This is a genomic window from Enterobacter cloacae complex sp. ECL72 (assembly GCF_019056635.1).
Classification (GTDB): Bacteria; Pseudomonadota; Gammaproteobacteria; order Enterobacterales; family Enterobacteriaceae; genus Enterobacter; species Enterobacter hormaechei_C.
Genome location: NZ_CP077659.1, coordinates 4,107,373 through 4,125,595, shown reverse-complemented (window position 1 = coordinate 4,125,595; position 18,223 = coordinate 4,107,373). Strand labels below are relative to the sequence as shown.

The 18,223-nt window shown below is 46.5% G+C and carries 20 protein-coding genes; 11 read left to right on the top strand and 9 right to left on the bottom strand.

The window, feature by feature from the left end:
• Positions 1 to 200 precede the first annotated feature (200 nt).
• The 4 genes from KTH07_RS19905 to KTH07_RS19890 form a co-directional block, all read right to left on the bottom strand.
• On the bottom strand, positions 201 to 440 hold the full coding sequence (locus KTH07_RS19905) for a hypothetical protein (RefSeq protein WP_063162102.1): 240 nt from the start codon (positions 438 to 440) through the stop codon (positions 201 to 203).
• A gap of 33 nt (positions 441 to 473) precedes the next feature.
• Positions 474 to 1,040, bottom strand: a complete 567-nt coding sequence (locus tag KTH07_RS19900; RefSeq protein WP_063162103.1) for a hypothetical protein — start codon at positions 1,038 to 1,040, stop codon at positions 474 to 476.
• A gap of 59 nt (positions 1,041 to 1,099) precedes the next feature.
• A complete protein-coding gene (locus KTH07_RS19895) occupies positions 1,100 to 1,534 on the bottom strand; it encodes a hypothetical protein (RefSeq protein ID WP_054627865.1) in 435 nt (144 codons plus the stop codon).
• 403 nt (positions 1,535 to 1,937) lie between these two features.
• Entirely contained in the window at positions 1,938 to 3,092 is a 1,155-nt protein-coding gene (locus KTH07_RS19890) for a hypothetical protein (RefSeq protein ID WP_234834300.1), read from the bottom strand.
• Positions 3,093 to 3,460: 368 nt separating this feature from the next.
• On the opposite strand from KTH07_RS19890, the gene KTH07_RS19885 reads away from it, so the two are divergent.
• The 9 genes from KTH07_RS19885 to KTH07_RS19845 all read left to right on the top strand — a co-directional run bounded on the left by KTH07_RS19885 (position 3,461) and on the right by KTH07_RS19845 (position 10,131).
• Positions 3,461 to 3,664: an AlpA family transcriptional regulator gene (locus tag KTH07_RS19885; protein ID WP_023181603.1), complete on the top strand. Its 204-nt coding sequence runs from the start codon at positions 3,461 to 3,463 to the stop codon at positions 3,662 to 3,664.
• Between the two features lie 343 nt (positions 3,665 to 4,007).
• Complete coding sequence (locus KTH07_RS19880) at positions 4,008 to 5,027, top strand: inovirus-type Gp2 protein (RefSeq protein WP_063162105.1); 1,020 nt, start codon at positions 4,008 to 4,010, stop codon at positions 5,025 to 5,027.
• Between the two features lie 108 nt (positions 5,028 to 5,135).
• Positions 5,136 to 5,531 (top strand): putative zinc ribbon protein, encoded by a 396-nt coding sequence (locus KTH07_RS23625; protein WP_126493370.1) that lies wholly within the window; start codon positions 5,136 to 5,138, stop codon positions 5,529 to 5,531.
• A 130-nt stretch (positions 5,532 to 5,661) separates the two neighbouring features.
• Complete coding sequence (locus tag KTH07_RS19870; protein ID WP_025760241.1) at positions 5,662 to 5,985, top strand: helix-turn-helix transcriptional regulator; 324 nt, start codon at positions 5,662 to 5,664, stop codon at positions 5,983 to 5,985.
• Position 5,986: 1 nt separating this feature from the next.
• On the top strand, positions 5,987 to 6,700 hold the full coding sequence (gene arsH / locus KTH07_RS19865) for an arsenical resistance protein ArsH (RefSeq protein WP_054627862.1): 714 nt from the start codon (positions 5,987 to 5,989) through the stop codon (positions 6,698 to 6,700).
• 8 nt (positions 6,701 to 6,708) lie between these two features.
• Positions 6,709 to 7,254, top strand: a complete 546-nt coding sequence (locus tag KTH07_RS19860; protein ID WP_063162106.1) for a sigma-70 family RNA polymerase sigma factor — start codon at positions 6,709 to 6,711, stop codon at positions 7,252 to 7,254.
• A gap of 75 nt (positions 7,255 to 7,329) precedes the next feature.
• Positions 7,330 to 7,692 (top strand): arsenic metallochaperone ArsD family protein, encoded by a 363-nt coding sequence (locus KTH07_RS19855; RefSeq protein ID WP_054627860.1) that lies wholly within the window; start codon positions 7,330 to 7,332, stop codon positions 7,690 to 7,692.
• A 20-nt stretch (positions 7,693 to 7,712) separates the two neighbouring features.
• Positions 7,713 to 9,470, top strand: a complete 1,758-nt coding sequence (arsA, locus tag KTH07_RS19850) for an arsenical pump-driving ATPase (RefSeq protein WP_054627859.1) — start codon at positions 7,713 to 7,715, stop codon at positions 9,468 to 9,470.
• Positions 9,471 to 9,594: 124 nt separating this feature from the next.
• Complete coding sequence (locus KTH07_RS19845) at positions 9,595 to 10,131, top strand: GNAT family N-acetyltransferase (RefSeq protein WP_054627858.1); 537 nt, start codon at positions 9,595 to 9,597, stop codon at positions 10,129 to 10,131.
• Positions 10,132 to 10,165: 34 nt separating this feature from the next.
• Here KTH07_RS19845 and arsC read toward each other — a convergent pair whose 3' ends face one another.
• Genes arsC through arsR form a run of 5 tightly spaced genes read right to left on the bottom strand, consistent with a single transcriptional unit; the run spans position 10,166 to position 14,470 of the window.
• A complete protein-coding gene (arsC, locus tag KTH07_RS19840) occupies positions 10,166 to 10,591 on the bottom strand; it encodes a glutaredoxin-dependent arsenate reductase (RefSeq protein WP_054627857.1) in 426 nt (141 codons plus the stop codon).
• 12 nt (positions 10,592 to 10,603) lie between these two features.
• On the bottom strand, positions 10,604 to 11,893 hold the full coding sequence (arsB, locus tag KTH07_RS19835; RefSeq protein WP_054627856.1) for an arsenite efflux transporter membrane subunit ArsB: 1,290 nt from the start codon (positions 11,891 to 11,893) through the stop codon (positions 10,604 to 10,606).
• Between the two features lie 47 nt (positions 11,894 to 11,940).
• Complete coding sequence (arsA, locus tag KTH07_RS19830; protein WP_054627855.1) at positions 11,941 to 13,692, bottom strand: arsenite efflux transporter ATPase subunit ArsA; 1,752 nt, start codon at positions 13,690 to 13,692, stop codon at positions 11,941 to 11,943.
• A 17-nt stretch (positions 13,693 to 13,709) separates the two neighbouring features.
• On the bottom strand, positions 13,710 to 14,072 hold the full coding sequence (gene arsD, locus KTH07_RS19825) for an arsenite efflux transporter metallochaperone ArsD (RefSeq protein WP_054627854.1): 363 nt from the start codon (positions 14,070 to 14,072) through the stop codon (positions 13,710 to 13,712).
• 47 nt (positions 14,073 to 14,119) lie between these two features.
• Entirely contained in the window at positions 14,120 to 14,470 is a 351-nt protein-coding gene (gene arsR, locus KTH07_RS19820; protein ID WP_054627853.1) for an As(III)-sensing metalloregulatory transcriptional repressor ArsR, read from the bottom strand.
• Positions 14,471 to 14,770: 300 nt separating this feature from the next.
• Between arsR and KTH07_RS19815 the strand changes: the two genes are divergently transcribed.
• Both KTH07_RS19815 and KTH07_RS19810 read left to right on the top strand, forming a co-directional pair.
• The gene (locus KTH07_RS19815; RefSeq protein ID WP_032294507.1) at positions 14,771 to 15,757 is read left to right on the top strand and encodes an AAA family ATPase; all 987 of its coding nucleotides are present in this window, start codon (positions 14,771 to 14,773) and stop codon (positions 15,755 to 15,757) included.
• A gap of 3 nt (positions 15,758 to 15,760) precedes the next feature.
• A complete protein-coding gene (locus tag KTH07_RS19810) occupies positions 15,761 to 18,151 on the top strand; it encodes a S8 family peptidase (RefSeq protein WP_074147574.1) in 2,391 nt (796 codons plus the stop codon).
• The last annotated feature ends 72 nt before the right edge of the window (positions 18,152 to 18,223 follow it).

Genomic DNA, 18,223 nt, shown 5'->3' with positions numbered 1-18,223 from the left:
TCAGGCTGGCTCCCATTGTCTGGCATACGACCGACTTACTTCTCAGCAGAGTGAGGCCTGCGACGCTGAAAACAACGGGCCAGGTCAACCCAAATGATTCTGCATCTGGCGTTGTATCGTCCGGGGATTTTTTAGTTTTCATAGGTTGATCCAAAAGGCGTCCGGTATCGCAGGAAGCTTATACCGGACTAGAAGAGTAATTAGGGGAGATCGACTGAGGCTATTTCCTCAGAAGCGTTTGTGGGGCCACTGTAAACGCCGACGTATTCATTTTGAGGGAAGATAATTACTGCATTTTTCTTCGGGTCAAAAGAGCAACCATTTAATCCTGCAATTTCGGCGGTTTTCCCGGAGCTTGTGTTTTTAACAACCAGTTTGTTGTCAGCACAACTGCTACCTTTTACATAATTCACCACATAACCGTCCTGCTCTGCGACCATTTCTCCAGCTGCTGGTTTTAGCTGAGAGTTACTTTATTTATTCCTACTTACGCGTTTGCTGTTGTAAGGAATATATTGCGCAGCATCATTCCGCATGGTCGGTGGATCATTGTTCAGACCAAGATATACAGGACAACTGGGGACACCCACCTCGCAACTCTTTTCGACGATAGCACGTGACGGCCAGCCTTTTGTGCCGATGTAAGCAGCACCGGTTTCATCAAGGCAGTAGGTTTCCTCCCATGTGTAATTTTTATTCTGACCCGGCATAGTGCGGGTCGTTACGAGACAAGTCAGAGCCTTAACCGGTTTACTGTCGTAGCGGATAAAGTTCTGTTCAAGGGGTGATGCTGCGTACAGCAAAGGAGATATGTTCGCAGCAGCAGCCTTGCTCTGTGCCTCAGCGCTAAAACCAACTTTGTTGTTGAGTTTTACGCTGACTGCCGCATCGTTCATTTCGCGAAGCATTTCACCGCCTCTATCTGTTAGAAAGAACGTGTATCGCTCTGGGTGAATATTACCGGGAATTGTGATGGCAAAACTGAAGGCCGGGATTGAAAGGGTACAGAGTAAAATCAGGCGTGAAATGAATGTCGCCATATAAAGATATCCTCACTAATGATTAACAATGTGGGAGCATGGGCTACCCGATGGGGTGGTTAATGGCTGATGCAGTCTTCCCAGTTGAGGTTCTCCAGTGCGTCCCTGAGCCCTGCGGTATTGAACGGGTGAGATACGGATTTATTCATCCTGGTGATTTCAATTTTCCCATGGCTGTCTGTGTTTTTGAGTGCGATGAAAGCCGCCTTGCCTGGCAGGTAATGTACTGCGTTGATATTAATCCCCATGGCTTCCTGACCTTCATCTGGTACACCCAGGGGTTTCTTATCAGACCCGCTGTAGTTCAACATCAGATGATTGTCCCGGCAGGTGAGCGTCATGCGTTCTCCGGCGCTATTGTCGGTATTCAGTTCAAACTCCATCGCATTAACAGTGCCAAACCAGTTGCCCCATTGTTGCTCCTGGCCCATGGCGTGCACCGCCGCGCTGAACAGTGCCGTACTGAAAAAGAATGCGGAGGTTATCTTCAACATAGAGAATCCTTGCTGTTGTTTTACAAACGAAAAATGGCCCTTTGCTGAACAAAAGGCCACCTGATCGTATGCATTTGAGAGGGGGTGGGATAATCGTTAATACAGATCATTTTCAACAAATTGATCGTTATTACCTATAAGAAAAACGATCAATCGCTCAATATTGATAGTTGTCGGCTATTAAGATTGCGAATATCGATCGGCGTGACAGATCGGTGAGTTAGAACAACTTCGGTAGAGATATGACGTATTGATTCATTCTGATGATATAGAATTGAAAAAATCTGAGGTTCAATTTTCTAATCCTTTGTGGCCAAAGTTAGTGGTGAATATCAAATAAATATATTAAATAAAATAAATTAATCTGGTATGAAAATAAAAATATTCACCACTTTTCTTTTAGTCAGAAAAAAGGCCAGCCATTGCTACTTAAATCTGGAGGAGTATCGCTATCCTTTTCTGATGATAGTTCTGAGTTTCTGGTCTTGATGTTCTTCATTATCTCATGTGCTTTCTCTCTCATGAACTCTTTATCAGTTTTAGCTATTTCCTTTTCAGTATTATCAGGAGAATCAGATGGAGTGTCATTGCCGTCAAGTTCTCTTTTAGTTAACTTTAAGATTTTGTTCTTACTTTTCTTTTTTGCTTTACGAAAGGATGTTAATTCCCAGGCTTTTTTAAATCTGGGTATAAAGTTTTTATCATAATAGTACATGGAAATGTAAATGCAACGTAGTGCCAGATATTTCTCAGTCGTTGTTGATGGTCTAAAGAGGCTGAGAAAATGAGGTTGATGAATATATCCTTCAATGCTCGATTTATATATTTCATCAAGAACTGCTTGTGAAACCTGGCCTGTCTCTTCAGTCTTACTCTTTTCAATTAATTTTTCTTGTGCTCTTTTTATCGAACCATTGATATAATTTATTTTATCTTTGCAGATATAGTCCCATGCCCAGTTTATTTTTCCCTTGTCACTTTTCTTCAACGGCAATATATCTGCTAACTGAGAATGTCTGTCCCACGCATCCCTTATACTTAACATAATGGATAACTTAGATGAAAGATCCATTGGTGATCTATCAAAGAAATCCTCTATACTCTCAATGCGCTCACGGTGACTTACTGGATGTTCAATTCTAATAAAACGACGATAAGGTGTTCTGGTATAAATAGAGAATGAGTCATTCCCACCAACGTTTGCCAAAGAACTATTTTTTTTACTAAAAACCCTGATATATGCCCATGCAAAATAACAGGCATCATTGCTACGTTTAAACCAACCAAACTCTTTTATTGGTAATAATGCTTCTTTCGCTTTTTTAAATCTATAGGCGTATGAGAATAACTCGTCTGAATCCTTATAAAGAATCCGAAAAGCCTCGTTTATTGCCAGCGCTGCTAAATTACAGTCTTCACCATATATGTGATTCAGGTGGTATGTTTTGATTTCCTTTGTTTGCCGGTAATTTTCAATAGCAACATCGTTTCCTGCCATCCATAAAAACAATCTTACATCACGCTTGGTTTTTATATCTACCCACATTTTTCCATTCAAGATTAGCTATCCTTTTACATTCAACTTTAAATTATCTTAAAAGGATACTTCACAGTGAAAATCATAGCAATATTCATAGTTGAAAACACAGTGTAAAACGTAGGTGTAAAAGCTCATGTAGAGCTTGTTACAAGGCATTATTCACATGAAAAATGACACTTTTATTGACGTGAAATCATAAGCAAAAACCACACGCTATGCAAACCCCCCAGCAGAGGAATCCCGGAGGTTGTTAGGGCATGCTTTATATAGAGACTTAAAGCCTTAACAAAGCACTGAGTGGATGGATAGTAAAGGCGTACATATACGACCTATGACATGAAAGGATGCCGCCCGGTGTCCTCCTGTTACATTCCCGGAGTCCTCTCATGAACACCATTGATATACATAACGATAAGTTCGTCAGCATGCAGTTCATTACTGAACTAACTGGGTTATCCGATAAATGGTTTTATAAGCTTGCACAGGAAGGTAAGTTTCCAAAACCTGTAAAGTTTGGCCGCAGTTCCCGCTGGATTGAACGTGAAGTAAAAGAATGGTTAGAAGCTCGCATTAATGACTCGAGAGCATAAAGACAATTAAAGATAGTGATAAAAAGGTCACTAACTTTACACCATGTTTTTATACTTCAACACCTTGTTGTACATGGGCTTCATGTAATTTATAAAGACGGTTTATTTATTATTGTATTTGATTCTTTATCAATAACCTATTAATCCACTCTATCAACAATCAATATCACTTCAGATAAACACGCTATATCACACTCATTATAACGTCATACACTTTGTTATCACACAGAAACTATCTCTGATACCACTATTCATGCTGAATATCAGATGAAGAAACTCATTCAATAACCACACTGATACATTTCCTGTCAACCATTACTGACAGGCATCAGGGAAGCACATTATGGACTTACCAGAATCATTCCTGTTATCTCATTCTGAATATCATATTGAGAATAATACTCCCCACATCATCATCTCTGATGACAATGAGTTCCGATTCAAATTAGAGCAATTGGATATGTGCCTTAAAACTGTCAGCAGAGGACGTAAGTTACCTTTCACTATTCTGTATAACCGATCAGGATACAAAGAGAGTGCAGAGTCAGCCATCATTCTTGATGCTATCCGTCATCTCAATATGTTGCCGCAAGATGCGATGAAAGTACGAATGGCTAATCCACGTATAACTACATTTCAGCGTTTATTTACTCGCGCTGATTTATATGCGCGTGTCCATAACGGGAAAATAGTAGGGGCAGATACCGTTACCACAGCAGAAGTGCTGAATAAGCTGGTGCAGGATTACCGATTTACTGTAAGTCAGGCAGGATTTAAACAAGCATGCAGAAAGTACCAGCGAGCTTCGGTTAAAAATCTGAAGGGAGTGATGAATTACATCAGACATCTGCAGGAGCGTCATTCCCGGCTGCTGGTCTTGCGGGTTGATTTATCATGGGCAAATGAGCACAAAGCTGATATCACTGCTGATGATGCCCGTAAGCACCGTCAGCAGCTGTTTCGCAATATGCAAAAGAATCCAATGTTTCGCCATGTCCTCGGGACGGTATGGAAACTGGAATATGGCCCACAACGTAAATTTCATTACCACATGCTATTTATCTTAAATGGTAATAAGGCACAACAGGATGGCGTGATTGCTCATGCTTTCGGGAGATACTGGAATGAAACTATTACTAAAGGTAAAGGCATGTTCTACAACTGCAACGCTTACAAAGAGCGTTATGAGGACTGCTGCCTCGGCAAACTGAAACGCGGTGACAGTAGTAAGGACAAGGGGTTACTTAAGGCGCTAAGTTACATCACCAAAATCGATGCCTGTGCACGTCTGGTTCTTCCGGGTAATGCCAGAACCTTTGGTCGCGGAGAAGTACGTTCATTGAAAAAAAGGAAGAGAGCATAAATAGGCCGGTAAACCTAACCTGTTGTAACAGTCGGTAATGCTTCCTTCCCCCCTTCTATCTACAAAGCCAGCTAACCATGCTGGCTTTTTTCATTTGTTACGGAGTTCATGATGAATTACTTCGTCTTAGCCACTCACGCCGTCACCGTAGATGGTGAATGGGTTACACCAGAATCTGTTCAACAGGTTGATTTTGATTCATTGCTTTGTATTTACTGCAAACTGCAGATCGGTCTTCAGTTTGATCCTCTGACATCTACAAAAACGTTTGTGCACATACCGAGGCATATCAACAATGTTGCTCGGCTTAAAACATGTCGATTTAACAAGCCCCAAACAGTACCAGAACAAACCTCGCCAAAAACTATCCCGCCTCCAGAAATGCGCCTTCGACCTACTAACACGACGATACGGCAATGGCGATGCTGCTGGTGCGATACTCACTGGCATGGGGACAAGGTTTGTCCGAAATGTCGCGACTTGATTTATGTGTTAGACGTTTAAGAGACAGTTTCGGTCGTTAGAGTTCGTAGGTTAAATCTGAGCGTGCCGACATCTACCATTGCCCCTCTTTTACCAGGAAATGAAATTAGGTATATTTCCACAATTCCGGAAATATAGAAACGAGATGCAAATGGAGCTTTCAAAAGCAGCAGACACCCTGAAAGAGCTGGGACATCCTACACGACTGAGCGTGTACAGAGAGCTGGTTAAAGCCGGGCATGAAGGTTTACCGGTTGGCGAACTGCAGAAGCGGCTCGACATCCCTGCCTCTACGCTGAGCCATCATCTCTCATCGCTGATATCAGTTTCTCTGGTACGCCAGGAACGTCAGGGCAGAACGCTCTTTTGCCATGCTCGATATGAAAATCTTGAGGCTCTGATTGCCTTCCTGACAGAAGAATGCTGCTCAGGAACTGACGACTGCCTCACCATGCCCCAGAAGACGGAGAAGTAAAATGACAGGTGATCTTAAGAATGTTGATTCGGGTTTGTTCGACACCTCAATCACAGAGGCAAGATTCGGCGTTCCTGCCGTTCCCCATCCTCCACGTATCCTCATGTTGTACGGCTCTGTACGCGAACGTTCCTACAGCCGACTGGCAACTGAGGAAGCTGCAAGGCTGCTGACTGCCATGGGCGCAGAGGTGCGGATCTTCAATCCTTCTAGTCTGCCTCTTCCTGATGATGCGCCTGATTCGCATCCTAAAGTCATGGAGCTGCGTGAGCTGGTTCGTTGGTCCGAAGGCATGGTGTGGTGCTCACCTGAACGCCATGGTGCGATGACCGGCATCATGAAGGCCCAGATTGACTGGATACCACTTTCGGAAGGTGCTGTTCGCCCTTCTCAGGGTAAGACGCTGGCCGTTATGCAGGTCTGCGGTGGTTCCCAGTCTTTCAATGCCGTAAATCAGATGCGCATTCTTGGCCGCTGGATGCGGATGATCACCATCCCGAATCAGTCCTCCGTGGCAAAAGCCTGGCAGGAGTTTGATGAAGATGGACGAATGAAACCATCGTCTTATTACGACCGCATCGTGGATGTGATGGAAGAACTGGTGAAATTTACTCTGCTGACAAGAGGTAGCTCAGCTTATCTCGTCGATCGCTACAGCGAACGTAAAGAGTCTGCAGAAGAACTTTCCAGGCGGGTTAATCAGAGCAAAATCTGAGGGCTAGGATGAGTGAAGTAACGGCATTCAACAACTGCATGAGCGCGTTATGGCGGCAACATGAAGCCGAACTTTCTCGCTTCCTGACATCGAAGACAGGTGATAGCGAAAAAGCAGCAGACCTTCTGCAAGAGCTATTCCTGCGTGCCCGCGCTCATTCAGACAGTTTCTGCGAGATGGAGAATCCGCGAGCCTGGCTATATCGGGCGGCGAGGAATCTGCTGATTGATGAGTACCGCACCACCAGGGAGTTTGTTGAGCTGGAAGAAGATGCCCCATTAACAGACGCATCCCCTGATGCAATCTCAACGCTGGATATTTGCCTGCCTGAAACATTACAGGCTTTACCCGAAGATGAGCGATGGTTGATTGAAGAGTCCGACCTTAACCGGCGTCCCCAGCAGTCTCTGGCCGATGAACTGGGAATTACGCTTACGGCGTTTAAATCCCGTTTGCTTCGGGCCAGAAAGCACCTGAAAGAAACGATGACAGAACTTTGTCAGATTGAGGCGGATGACACGTCTCCCGTCTGCTGCCACAAAAAAATGAATTAATCGCGCATCTTTTTCCCGTCACCTTCGTTTACCTCAGTGTAAAGCCAAATGACTAAACACTGAGGTAAACAGTCCATGTCAAAAATTGAGATCTTTGAAGCAGCAGGCTGCTGCGCAACCAGTAGCGTTGTGGTCAGCGACGATGCCGTCAAATGGAACGCCAACGCCGAATGGGCGAAAAAGAATGGCGTTGATATTCAGCGCTACAGCCTTGCGAAGAACCCGCAGCAGTTCCTGAATACCCCTGTCATCAAAGAGTTCCTGAACACATCAGGAATGGAGTCCCTCCCCGTCACCTTGCTCGATGGGAAGCTCGTGATGGCAGGCAAACTCCCGACGCGTGAAGATATCGCCCGTTGGTCAGGTATTCCGCTTACTCAGGACTGGAGTGAAGACAACACGCAACCACGCTGCTGCAGCATTCCACGTATGCCTTAATTCCAGAGGAGCTATTACTGATGAATATTCCATTTTTAAAAGACATTCCCCCGTTCATCTTCTTCACTGGCAAAGGTGGCGTGGGTAAAACATCTCTGGCCTGTGCTACTGCGGTATGGCTGGCCGATCAGGGTAAGAGAACGCTTCTGGTGAGTACCGATCCGGCTTCCAATGTCGGCCAGGTCTTTAGCCAGACTATCGGCCACCGAATCACAGATATCAGCACCGTAGAAAATCTTGCCGCGATGGAAGTTGATCCGATGGCTGCAGCACAGGCTTATCGTGACCGCGTGCTCGACCCGGTTCGCGGGCTGATGCCAGCCGATGTGGTCAGCAGTATTGAAGAACAGCTCTCTGGCTCATGCACCACGGAAATCGCTGCGTTTGATGAGTTTACCGGTCTACTGACCAATCATGAGCTGCGGGAAAAATATGACCATATCGTATTTGATACCGCGCCAACCGGTCACACCATCCGCATGCTTGAGCTGCCGGGAGCCTGGAGCGGTTATCTGGAAGCGAACCCCGATGCCGCCGCTAACCTCGGGCCGCTGGTGGGGCTGGAGAAACAACAGCACCAGTACTCAGATGCGGTTAAGGCGCTCTCTGATGCTGCACTCACGCGTCTGGTTCTGGTTGCCCGCGCCCAGGCTTCGACACTGAAAGAGGTTTCCCATACGCATGATGAGCTGTCTGCTATCGGTTTACGGCATCAACACCTTGCCATTAATGGTGTGTTGCCGCCATTTGTGGGTGAAAATGATCCGCTGGCGCAAAGTATTTTAGCTCGGGAGGAAAAAGCGCTACTTGCTATGCCAGAGAATTTGGCGAACCTTCCCCGCTCGCAGCTGTATCTGAAGCCATTTAATCTGGTCGGTCTCGAAGCCCTGCGTGGGTTATTTACAGAGAGCGAAGCCTCGATGTCTCTCCTAACTACGACGCTGAACACTCTGGATTTACCGAAACTTGCCTCGCTGGTGGATGAACTCAGCCTGACAGGTAAAGGTCTGGTAATGACGATGGGTAAAGGCGGTGTCGGCAAAACGGCTGTTGCAGCATCGGTGGCGGTATCTCTGGCAAAACGCGGGCATAAAGTCCATCTGACGACGTCAGATCCGGCAGCACATCTGTCTTATACGCTGGATGGCTCGATACCAAACCTTCAGGTCAGCCGTATTGACCCGAAAGTAGAGACTGAACGCTATCGTCGCTTTGTTCTGGAAAATCAGGGGAAAGGGTTAGATGCAGAAGGGCTGGCGGTGCTGGAGGAAGATCTCCACTCACCATGTACTGAAGAGATCGCCGTCTTCCAGGCATTCTCGCGGATCATCAAAGAGGCAGACGAACATTTTGTCATTATGGACACAGCGCCAACAGGTCACACGCTTCTGCTACTGGATGCAACAGGAGCCTATCACCGGGAAATGGTGCGTCAGATGGGGCAAACGCATGACAATGTGTTGACGCCAATGATGCAATTGCAGGACCCGGAGAAGACGAAGGTGATTATCGTGACGCTTGCCGAAACGACACCTGTACTGGAAGCAGCAAACCTGCAACAGGATTTGCGTCGGGCTGAAATTGAACCATGGGCATGGGTAATCAATAGCAGTCTGGCTGCTGCGAAACCGTCCTCACCGTTCCTGGTAACCCGAGCCAGTCGCGAACTGCCGCTGATAAATGACGTTACAGAGCAGTTTGCAAAGCGTATTGCATTAACACCACTGCAGAACGAAGAACCAGTGGGTGCAGCTCTGCTGGCAAAAATGGCAGGCTAATAGATGGGGCTGCGGCCCCATCTTCTGTAGCCAAACTTTTGCTTATACAGATTATAAGTTTAAGTGCTTAACCTGCTGTCGCGAATTCCGGTAGTTTGTAAAACACCATTACTGGAGCAATTCGATGCACATTATCAAAGCTGAAGAACAGCACATTACCGCGATACGCAATATCTATGCTCACCATGTTCTGCATGGTACAGGTAGCTTCGAAACCGAACCTCCGGATATGCAGGAAATGCTTAACCGACTGAGGAGCATTCAGTCTCGGGGATTCCCATGGTATGTCGCCCTGCAGGGCGATACGATCATTGGCTACTGTTATATTTCCCGTTACCGCGAACGCCATGCTTATCGGTTCACGGTTGAAAATTCGATATATATTGATCCGGCTTATCAGCGCCAGGGCGTCGGAAAAGCACTGCTCGATCATGCATTAAAATGGGCCGAATCTCAGGGATATCGTCAGATGATTGCTGTTGTGGGTGACAGCGCTAACGTTGCTTCTGTTGCGCTGCATATCCGCGCAGGATTTACTGAAATAGGCACATTAAAGGACATTGGTTTCAAACATGGCCGCTGGCTTGACACGGTTTTGCTGCAAATGAAACTTGGTGAAGGGAATAGTACTCTGCCAGAAGGTTCAGGTCTTATGCCTTGAGGCAAGAATAAGGGGGCGTCTGCCCCCTTTATGTTTATTTCAATCGCTTACCTGTTTCATCAACGACTTTCTCGCCGTCTTCCTTAGCAAATGCGCCTTTTTGCGCATCCGGAAGAATATCCAGTACCACTTCGGAAGGGCGGCAAAGGCGCGTTCCCAACGGTGTCACCACAATCGGGCGGTTAATCAGGATCGGATGCTGAAGCATAAAATCGATTAACTGATCGTCAGTAAACTTATCTTCGGCAAGCCCCAGTTCTTCATAAGGCTCGACATTTTTACGCAGCAGCGCCCGTACTGTAATCCCCATATCTGCGATAAGTTTGACCAACTCATCGCGTGAAGGTGGAGTCTCAAGGTAAAGAATTACGGTCGGTTCATTACCGCTGTTGCGGATCATCTCCAGCGTATTACGCGACGTGCCGCAGGCCGGGTTGTGATAGATGGTGATGTTGCTCATATCAGTATCTCATTACAAAGTGAAAGAGAGACGTAGCGCCAGCGCGGCCAGCGTTACAAACAGCACAGGCAGAGTCATGACGATCCCTGTGCGGAAATAGTATCCCCAGGTGATGGTCATATTCTTCTGTGAAAGTACATGCAGCCAGAGCAGCGTTGCCAGGCTACCAATAGGTGTAATTTTCGGGCCCAGATCGCAGCCAATCACGTTGGCGTAGATCATCGCTTCTTTGATAACGCCTGTTGCGGTGCTTCCATCGATAGAAAGAGCGCCAACCAGCACGGTAGGCATGTTGTTCATGATGGAAGACAGGAAAGCCGTCAGGAAGCCAGTACCCAGCGTCGCAGCCCAGAGTCCTTTATCCGCCAGTACGTTCAGCACACCTGAAAGGTATTCGGTCAGCCCGGCGTTGCGCAGACCGTAGACCACCAGATACATCCCCAATGAGAAGATGACGATCTGCCATGGCGCACCGCGCAGCACTTTACCGGTGTTAATGGCATGGCCTCGTTTCGCCACCGCAAATAGAATGACAGCGCCTACAGCAGCAATCGCGCTGACCGGGATACCCGACGGCTCAAGGACGAAAAAGCCAACCAGAAGAAGGATCAACACTATCCAGCCAGTTCTGAAGGTTGCCAGATCTTTAATCGCCTTTGCCGGTGCTTTCAGGAGAGCCAGGTCGTAAGTCGGTGGAATATCATTGCGGAAGAACAGATGTAGCATAACCAGCGTGGCAACAATGGCTGCAATATCAACCGGCACCATTACCGACGCATACTCGGTGAAGCCCAGTCCAAAGAAGTCTGCAGAAACGATGTTTACCAGGTTGGATACGATAAGCGGCAGGCTGGCTGTATCGGCAATAAACCCAGCAGCCATGACGAATGCCAGTGTCGTGCCTTTGCTGAACCCTAATGCCAGTAGCATGGCGATGACTATCGGCGTCAGAATAAGTGCCGCACCATCGTTGGCAAACAGTGCCGCTACCGCTGCACCTAGCAGAACGATATACGTAAAGAGCAAACGGCCACGACCGTTACCCCAGCGAGAAACATGCAATGCCGCCCATTCGAAAAAGCCTGATTCATCAAGCAGCAGGCTGATAATAATCACGGCAATAAAGGTCGCCGTCGCGTTCCAGACGATATTCCACACCACCGGAATATCGCCCACATGCACAACGCCAGATATCAGAGCCAGTCCCGCGCCCAGCATTGCACTCCAGCCGATCCCTAATCCCTTTGGTTGCCAGATAACCAAAACAATGGTCAGGACAAAAATAGCGCCTGCCAGTAACATAAAACCTCCTGACAGGGCGACTTTGTCGCCCTGTATATGCCAAAAAATTAACTCATCAACTCTCTGAGCTTTTCAATACCGGTGGGCTCTGACGCCAGCACCGGAACAAGCGCTATACGGTCAGCATGCTGATTCTTAACAGCCTCAATCTGAGGCAGTTCCTGATGAGCACGCTGGCAAAGCAACGGAGAACGCGTATCCGCAATGGAAAGGCTGTTATTGATAATCCAGCCCCACGGATGAATCTCCGCTCTTTCAAGGTCAGCCTGCAGGTTTGCCGCTTCCAGCACTGGTGTGGTTTCAGGAAGCGTAACAAGCAGAACTTTGGTTCTATCCGGATCCTGAAGTTGCATCATTGGGGTAGTAAAATGACCTTTACTACCCATTTTTTTGGCAATCTCTCGGTGGTAAGCCCCGGTCGCATCCAGCAGCAATAGCGTATGTCCCGTAGGGGCGGTATCCATGACAACAAACCGTTTACCCGCTTCACGAATCACCCTGGAAAAGGCCTGAAACACGGCAATTTCTTCTGTACAGGGAGAGCGTAAATCCTCTTCCAGTAGCCGTTTCCCTGCTTCGTCCAGATCTCTTCCCTTCGTCTCAAGAACATGCTGACGATAGCGTTCGGTTTCATCGCGAGGGTTGATGCGGCTGACCTGCAGGTTTTTGAGGTTGCCGTTCAGCGTTGTACTCAGGTGCGCAGCAGGATCAGAGGTCGTGAGATGCACGTCAAATCCCATGTCTGCCAGCCTGACGGCTATAGCCGCAGCCATCGTGGTTTTCCCTACGCCACCTTTGCCCATCAGCATAATCAGGCCGTGTTCACTGCGAGCGATATCCTCGACCAGGCCAGAGAGCGATAAGTTTTCAGGCATGTACAGAGCGTTCGTTGCCGGGAGCGGTAACGCCTCAGAATGGATATCCAGCAGTCCCTTCAATGCGGACACACCAACCATATTGACTGGCTGTAGTAATAGGGTATCTGTCGGTAGCTCAGATAAACCGGCAGGAAGATTTGCCAGTGCCTCCTGCTCACGTTGCCATATCGCAGCGGCCAGGGCGTCATGTTCAGCTTCGGCTTTAGGCAGCACACCATTAATCACCAGGTATTGGTTTTTCAGGCCAATTGCAGCCAGTTCTTCATGGGTGCGGGCGACTTCCTGCAGCGTCGATTTTTGCAGTCGTGCAACCAGAACCAGGCGGGTACGTTCAGGATCGGATAACGCCTCTACTGCATGAGCATACTGCTCACGCTGCTTTTCCAGCCCGGCCATTGGGCCAAGACAGGAAGCACCATCTGGATTACTTTCAATGAAGCTACTCCAGGCACCGGGAAGCTGGAGAAGGCGAATCGTGTGGCCCGTCGGCGCTGTATCAAAAATGATGTGATCGAAGCGGGTCAGCAGGGTAGCGTCTGTCAATAAGCCGGTGAACTCGTCAAACGCCGCAATCTCAGTGGTACAGGCTCCTGAAAGCTGCTCGCTGATACTGTTAACAACGTCATCTGGCAGAAGACCTTTGATAGGATCAACAATTCTGGCGCGGTATTGCTGGGCGGCTTCCTGCGGGTCAATCTCCAGAGCAGAAAGCCCAGGAACTGCTGTCACAGGGCGAATGTTGTTACCGATAGCTTGGTCGAATACCTGGCCGACATTCGAGGCAGGATCGGTACTGACCAGCAAAACCTGCTTGCCCTGTTCGGCAAGGCGGATAGCCGTCGCGCAGGAAATGGAAGTTTTTCCTACGCCTCCCTTGCCAGTAAAAAACAGGTAAGGCGGGATATTCTGTAAGAATTTCATATGTCCTCCTGACATATTCAGCAACAGGAAGTATTACCACCACAGCAGCTGGTGGGAGCTAACCCTACCTTCTCCAGCGTAATACCGAACCAGCGAGCCAGCTCAGCACGTTTTGGGTATCGCCCTGCCATCACAGTTTCACCGTCCAACAGCAGTAGCGGAAGCCCTTCTGCTCCAGATACTTCGAGGAATGCTTTCGCTTTCTCATTCTGAACAAAGCTCATGGGCTGCTGCGCCAGGTTGTAACGCTCAACCTGTACGCCACGTCCTTTCAGCCACTGCACATCAGCAGAAAAATCAACCAGAACCTGATCGACATCTGAGCCACATACGCCGGTACTGCAGCACATTGCCGGGTCAAACACTGTTAACGTCTTCATTCTAAATACCTCACATTCGTAAAATCATATATGTTCAGGCAAATTTTTTAGATGCAAACAGCCTTACCGCTACCAGAGCAGTTTGCCGATGCCAGCTTACGGGCGATGGCCTGTACGTCGTCCTGTTGGCTTAACCAGGCCTGCTCAATCACCTGAGCGGCCCAGGAAGGAATATGCGGGGATAAGCGGTAGTGAACCCACTTGCCCTGTTTACGGTCCAGCAATAGACCACTTTCCCGGAGCATTGCAAGATGACGGGAGATCTTGGGCTGCGACTGCTCCAACGCCGTGCAAAGATCGCACACGCACAGCTCTCCCATCTCCCTGAGCAGCAGCACGATGCCCAGGCGGGTTTCATCGGAGAGATTTTTGAAGAGTTGTAAGGATGTTAGTAGCATCTGTCCTCCGGTTAGTTTAATAACAGGATACTCTGTAGGTCTAAGATCGCAACAATATATTCGAAAAATCATATATAACTTTTGTTGTGGGATTTTTTTATCATGATATCAGTAAGTTGCTTAACTTATTGATATTCATATTTTTATAAAATTCCCTAAAGGATGTAACCCCCATTCTGATATGCAAATAAAATCTTCAGGGATTCAAGAAATGTTGATAGAACGAACTTCTTATGGCGTTACGCCGATGCTAAACTGAACTAAAGGTTTTATTTGTATGGGTATGCTCAGGGGAAAAAGATGGCTAACGGTAAGGTTCTAAGACAGCTTATAAAAGCTGGAGCGACAGGTGATGTCGCGGCCTTCCGTCGTGTTTCGGAAGTGATCATTGAAGAAGAACGACAAAAACAACATCATCTTCTTGCCAATGACCTTGAACATATTCTTTATGGTGATCATGCGATACAAACCTCTCGAGTGCCCGCTGCACCTCCAGTGCCAGTGGACAAAGAGCGAGGCTTGCCCTTGCTAGATATTAGACAGCCAAGTCGTTCTTTAGATGAAATCGTACTACCTGAATCAAGTTCAGATGCTGTCGAAGAGATACTTGAAGAAAATCGTAGGGCTGATGTGTTACGCACTTACGGAATGAAAGCTATCAGTAAAGTTATTTTTTTTGGTCCTCCTGGGTGCGGTAAAACTCTTGCTGCAGAAGTAGTGGCTTGTGAATTGGATATGCCGTTGGCCATCGTCAGGCTTGATACTCTGGTTTCTTCATATCTTGGTGAAACTGCTGCTAACCTACGCCAAATATTTGATTTTATCTCTCAATACCCAATGGTTGTACTCTTCGATGAGTTTGATGCTATAGGTAAAGAACGTGGGGATAGTGGGGATCATGGTGAGTTAAGACGAGTTGTAAATGCTGTTTTACAAATGATGGATGCATACCAAGGAAAAAGCTTAATTCTTGCAGCAACAAACCATGAACATATCCTGGATAGTGCTATTTGGAGGCGTTTTGACGATGCTATTGAGTTTCCACTACCCGATAAACATCAGTTGTCAGAATTGATGAAACTCAAACTTCGTGGTATTCGCCGCCAGTTTGAGCTTGAAGACGATGAGGTTCTCTCACTATTCATTGGAAAAAGTGGTGCTGATTTAGAACGGATTGTAAGACGTGCAATCAAGAGAATGATTTTACGTAGCCAAGAGTTTTTGACTCTCAAAGATCTTAAGAATGCACTTTTACGGGAAAATATAAACAAAACTCGTCAGGGATAATAAATGACGGAACAATATCAACATCTTAGTATTGCTAAAGAATCTCTTCAGAACCCTAGACGCACACGCCAGTTCAAAATTCCGAGAACACAGCGTGCTGACTTGCGCTTACATGGACGCATTTTGTCTGAGCAATTACGAAGTATTACACAATTAGCTAATCCACAAATTCCAGGAAAGGATAATGATGGTCGGTATATGCTGAAGTTACAGTATACCGGGATGTTAGATATTGCTCATATGGATAGGCATGGAATAGAGTTCGTCAGTCAAGAAGATAAAACAATATGTATTGCCTTTGCTGATGAACGAGGAATCGCTCTTTTTGAGGAACACCTTTCACAGCTTGGTCACGCTCATATAACCTACCAGCAAATTTTAACCGCATTGGATAGCGTTGATGTTTGGACTAATGAGGATCGCAAAAGCTGGTCAGTGAAACAGTATGGGTTTCCTGATTCAGATTCCTTCGGTCTAGATGTTGAGCTGTGGCCGGTAGAAACGACACAACATCCTTCTCGAGCTCGGATCTGCGGAGAATTTGAAAACTGGCTCCGCGAAAATATGATTCATCGCTTGGATAGAATTAATCTTGATAGTTTGCTGATGTACCGGGTAAGAGTAAATTTAGAGCAAGCTGAAAAACTGCTTGAGCACCGTGATGTTCGAATGGTGGACCGTCTTCCTGTCAGTGGAATCTCGTATGAGAAACTGAACAAAGATATCAATTTTATCCCCGAATATATCCCATCTCCATTACCTAATGCCGTAAAAGTTTGCATCCTTGATAGTGGAATTAATACCGCACATCCATTATTGCGTAGTGCAATAGCTGAGAGTGCCTGCTTCGTGGATAATGAAGATGAATCTGACCATTTTGGACATGGTACTGCTGTTGCAGGTATTGCCCTATATGGTGATGTTGAGGCTTGCGATGCTAGCAATTTCTGGCAACCGTCAATGTGGTTATATAACGGCAAAATTCTTAATGCCCAAGGGGAATTTGATACTGCTACGATTGAAACAACTTTGACCGAAGCAGTAGAATATTTCGTTGGTCTAGGATGTCGTATTTTTAACTTATCACTTGGCAATGCAAATGCGCCTTACGATGGAAAGCACATCCGAGGTATTGCTTATGTGCTTGATGTGCTGGCGAGGCGTCACAATATTCTTTTCGTAGTTTCCGCAGGTAATTTTAATGGTAGCAGTGACCCTGATGTTCCAGTAGAAAGTTGGCGGGCAGAGTATCCCAGCTATTTAATCCACGATAGCTCAGTTATTATTGATCCAGCGCCCGCACTCAATGTTCTAACGGCAGGAAGTTATGCAAGGCATAATGCAACATTTGACGCTCAACGTCGTGCTGATGAAATTAGCCATTTAAGCCCTGCAGGTGAATATCAACCTTCACCATTCACGCGGCATGGACCTTCTGTGAAAGGTGCATTTAAACCAGAAATAGTTGCGCACGGTGGAAACTTTGCGGCACCTATGCGTAATGCTGGAGGTCAATGGCGACAACATGCCAGAGGACTTGGTGTGCTAAGCTGCCACCATCAATTCCAAGGAAGTACACTTTTCTCTGAACAAAGTGGAACTAGTTTTTCTGCACCTTATATCACGCACCTCGCTGCACGTTTACTCAATGAATATCCAGATATGTCTGCCAATATGTTGCGAGCTATGCTTGTCAATCACGCTGCGCTGACACCGCAGATGGAGAATACATTCTCAGAAGAGGTTACAGAACATTATAAATCTGAACCTTCAACCCGAAATCGTAGTGTTATTCGAGATGTCGTTGGATATGGAGTTGTTGAGGAAGATGGTTTATATCGCTCGTCCGAGGAAGTAGTTGTTATGATGTGTGAAGAGCAAATCTCTGATGACACTCATCAATTCTTTGAGCTTCCATTACCTACATCTTTTTTAAGAACTCAGCGAGCAGTAAGAGAACTGCACATTACTTTAGCGTATTCACCAGCAGTCAGGACAACGCGATTAGATTATACAGCAACACAAATATCTTACAGGCTTGTTAAAGGTTCTTCGTTGCAAGATGTTCAGCAATACTTTAATCATGATATACAAGATGGTACTGATTCTAGGAATGACGATGCGGTAAGCAATCGTTCTATTACTGCACAACAACGTGATCATGGTACAGTACAATCCTCTAGTTGGACTTTTAAGCAAAGGTCTCCAGATGAAAAGTGGTTTGTGGTTGTAACTAGAAATGATCGTGAGTGGGGCACCCCACTTAATAGCCAACATGAACCTTATGCATTAGTTGTTACTGCAACGGACAGAGAAAATGCTGAAGCTAATCTTTATGCCGAAATTGAGGCACGAATTCGTGAGCAGGAGCGCTCCAGGGCTCGGGTAAGTTAAATATAAAGTATTTAGCTTTTAAGCGAGAGGGAAAAAAAAGATTCTCAATCTCTATTATAAGAATGCTAATAG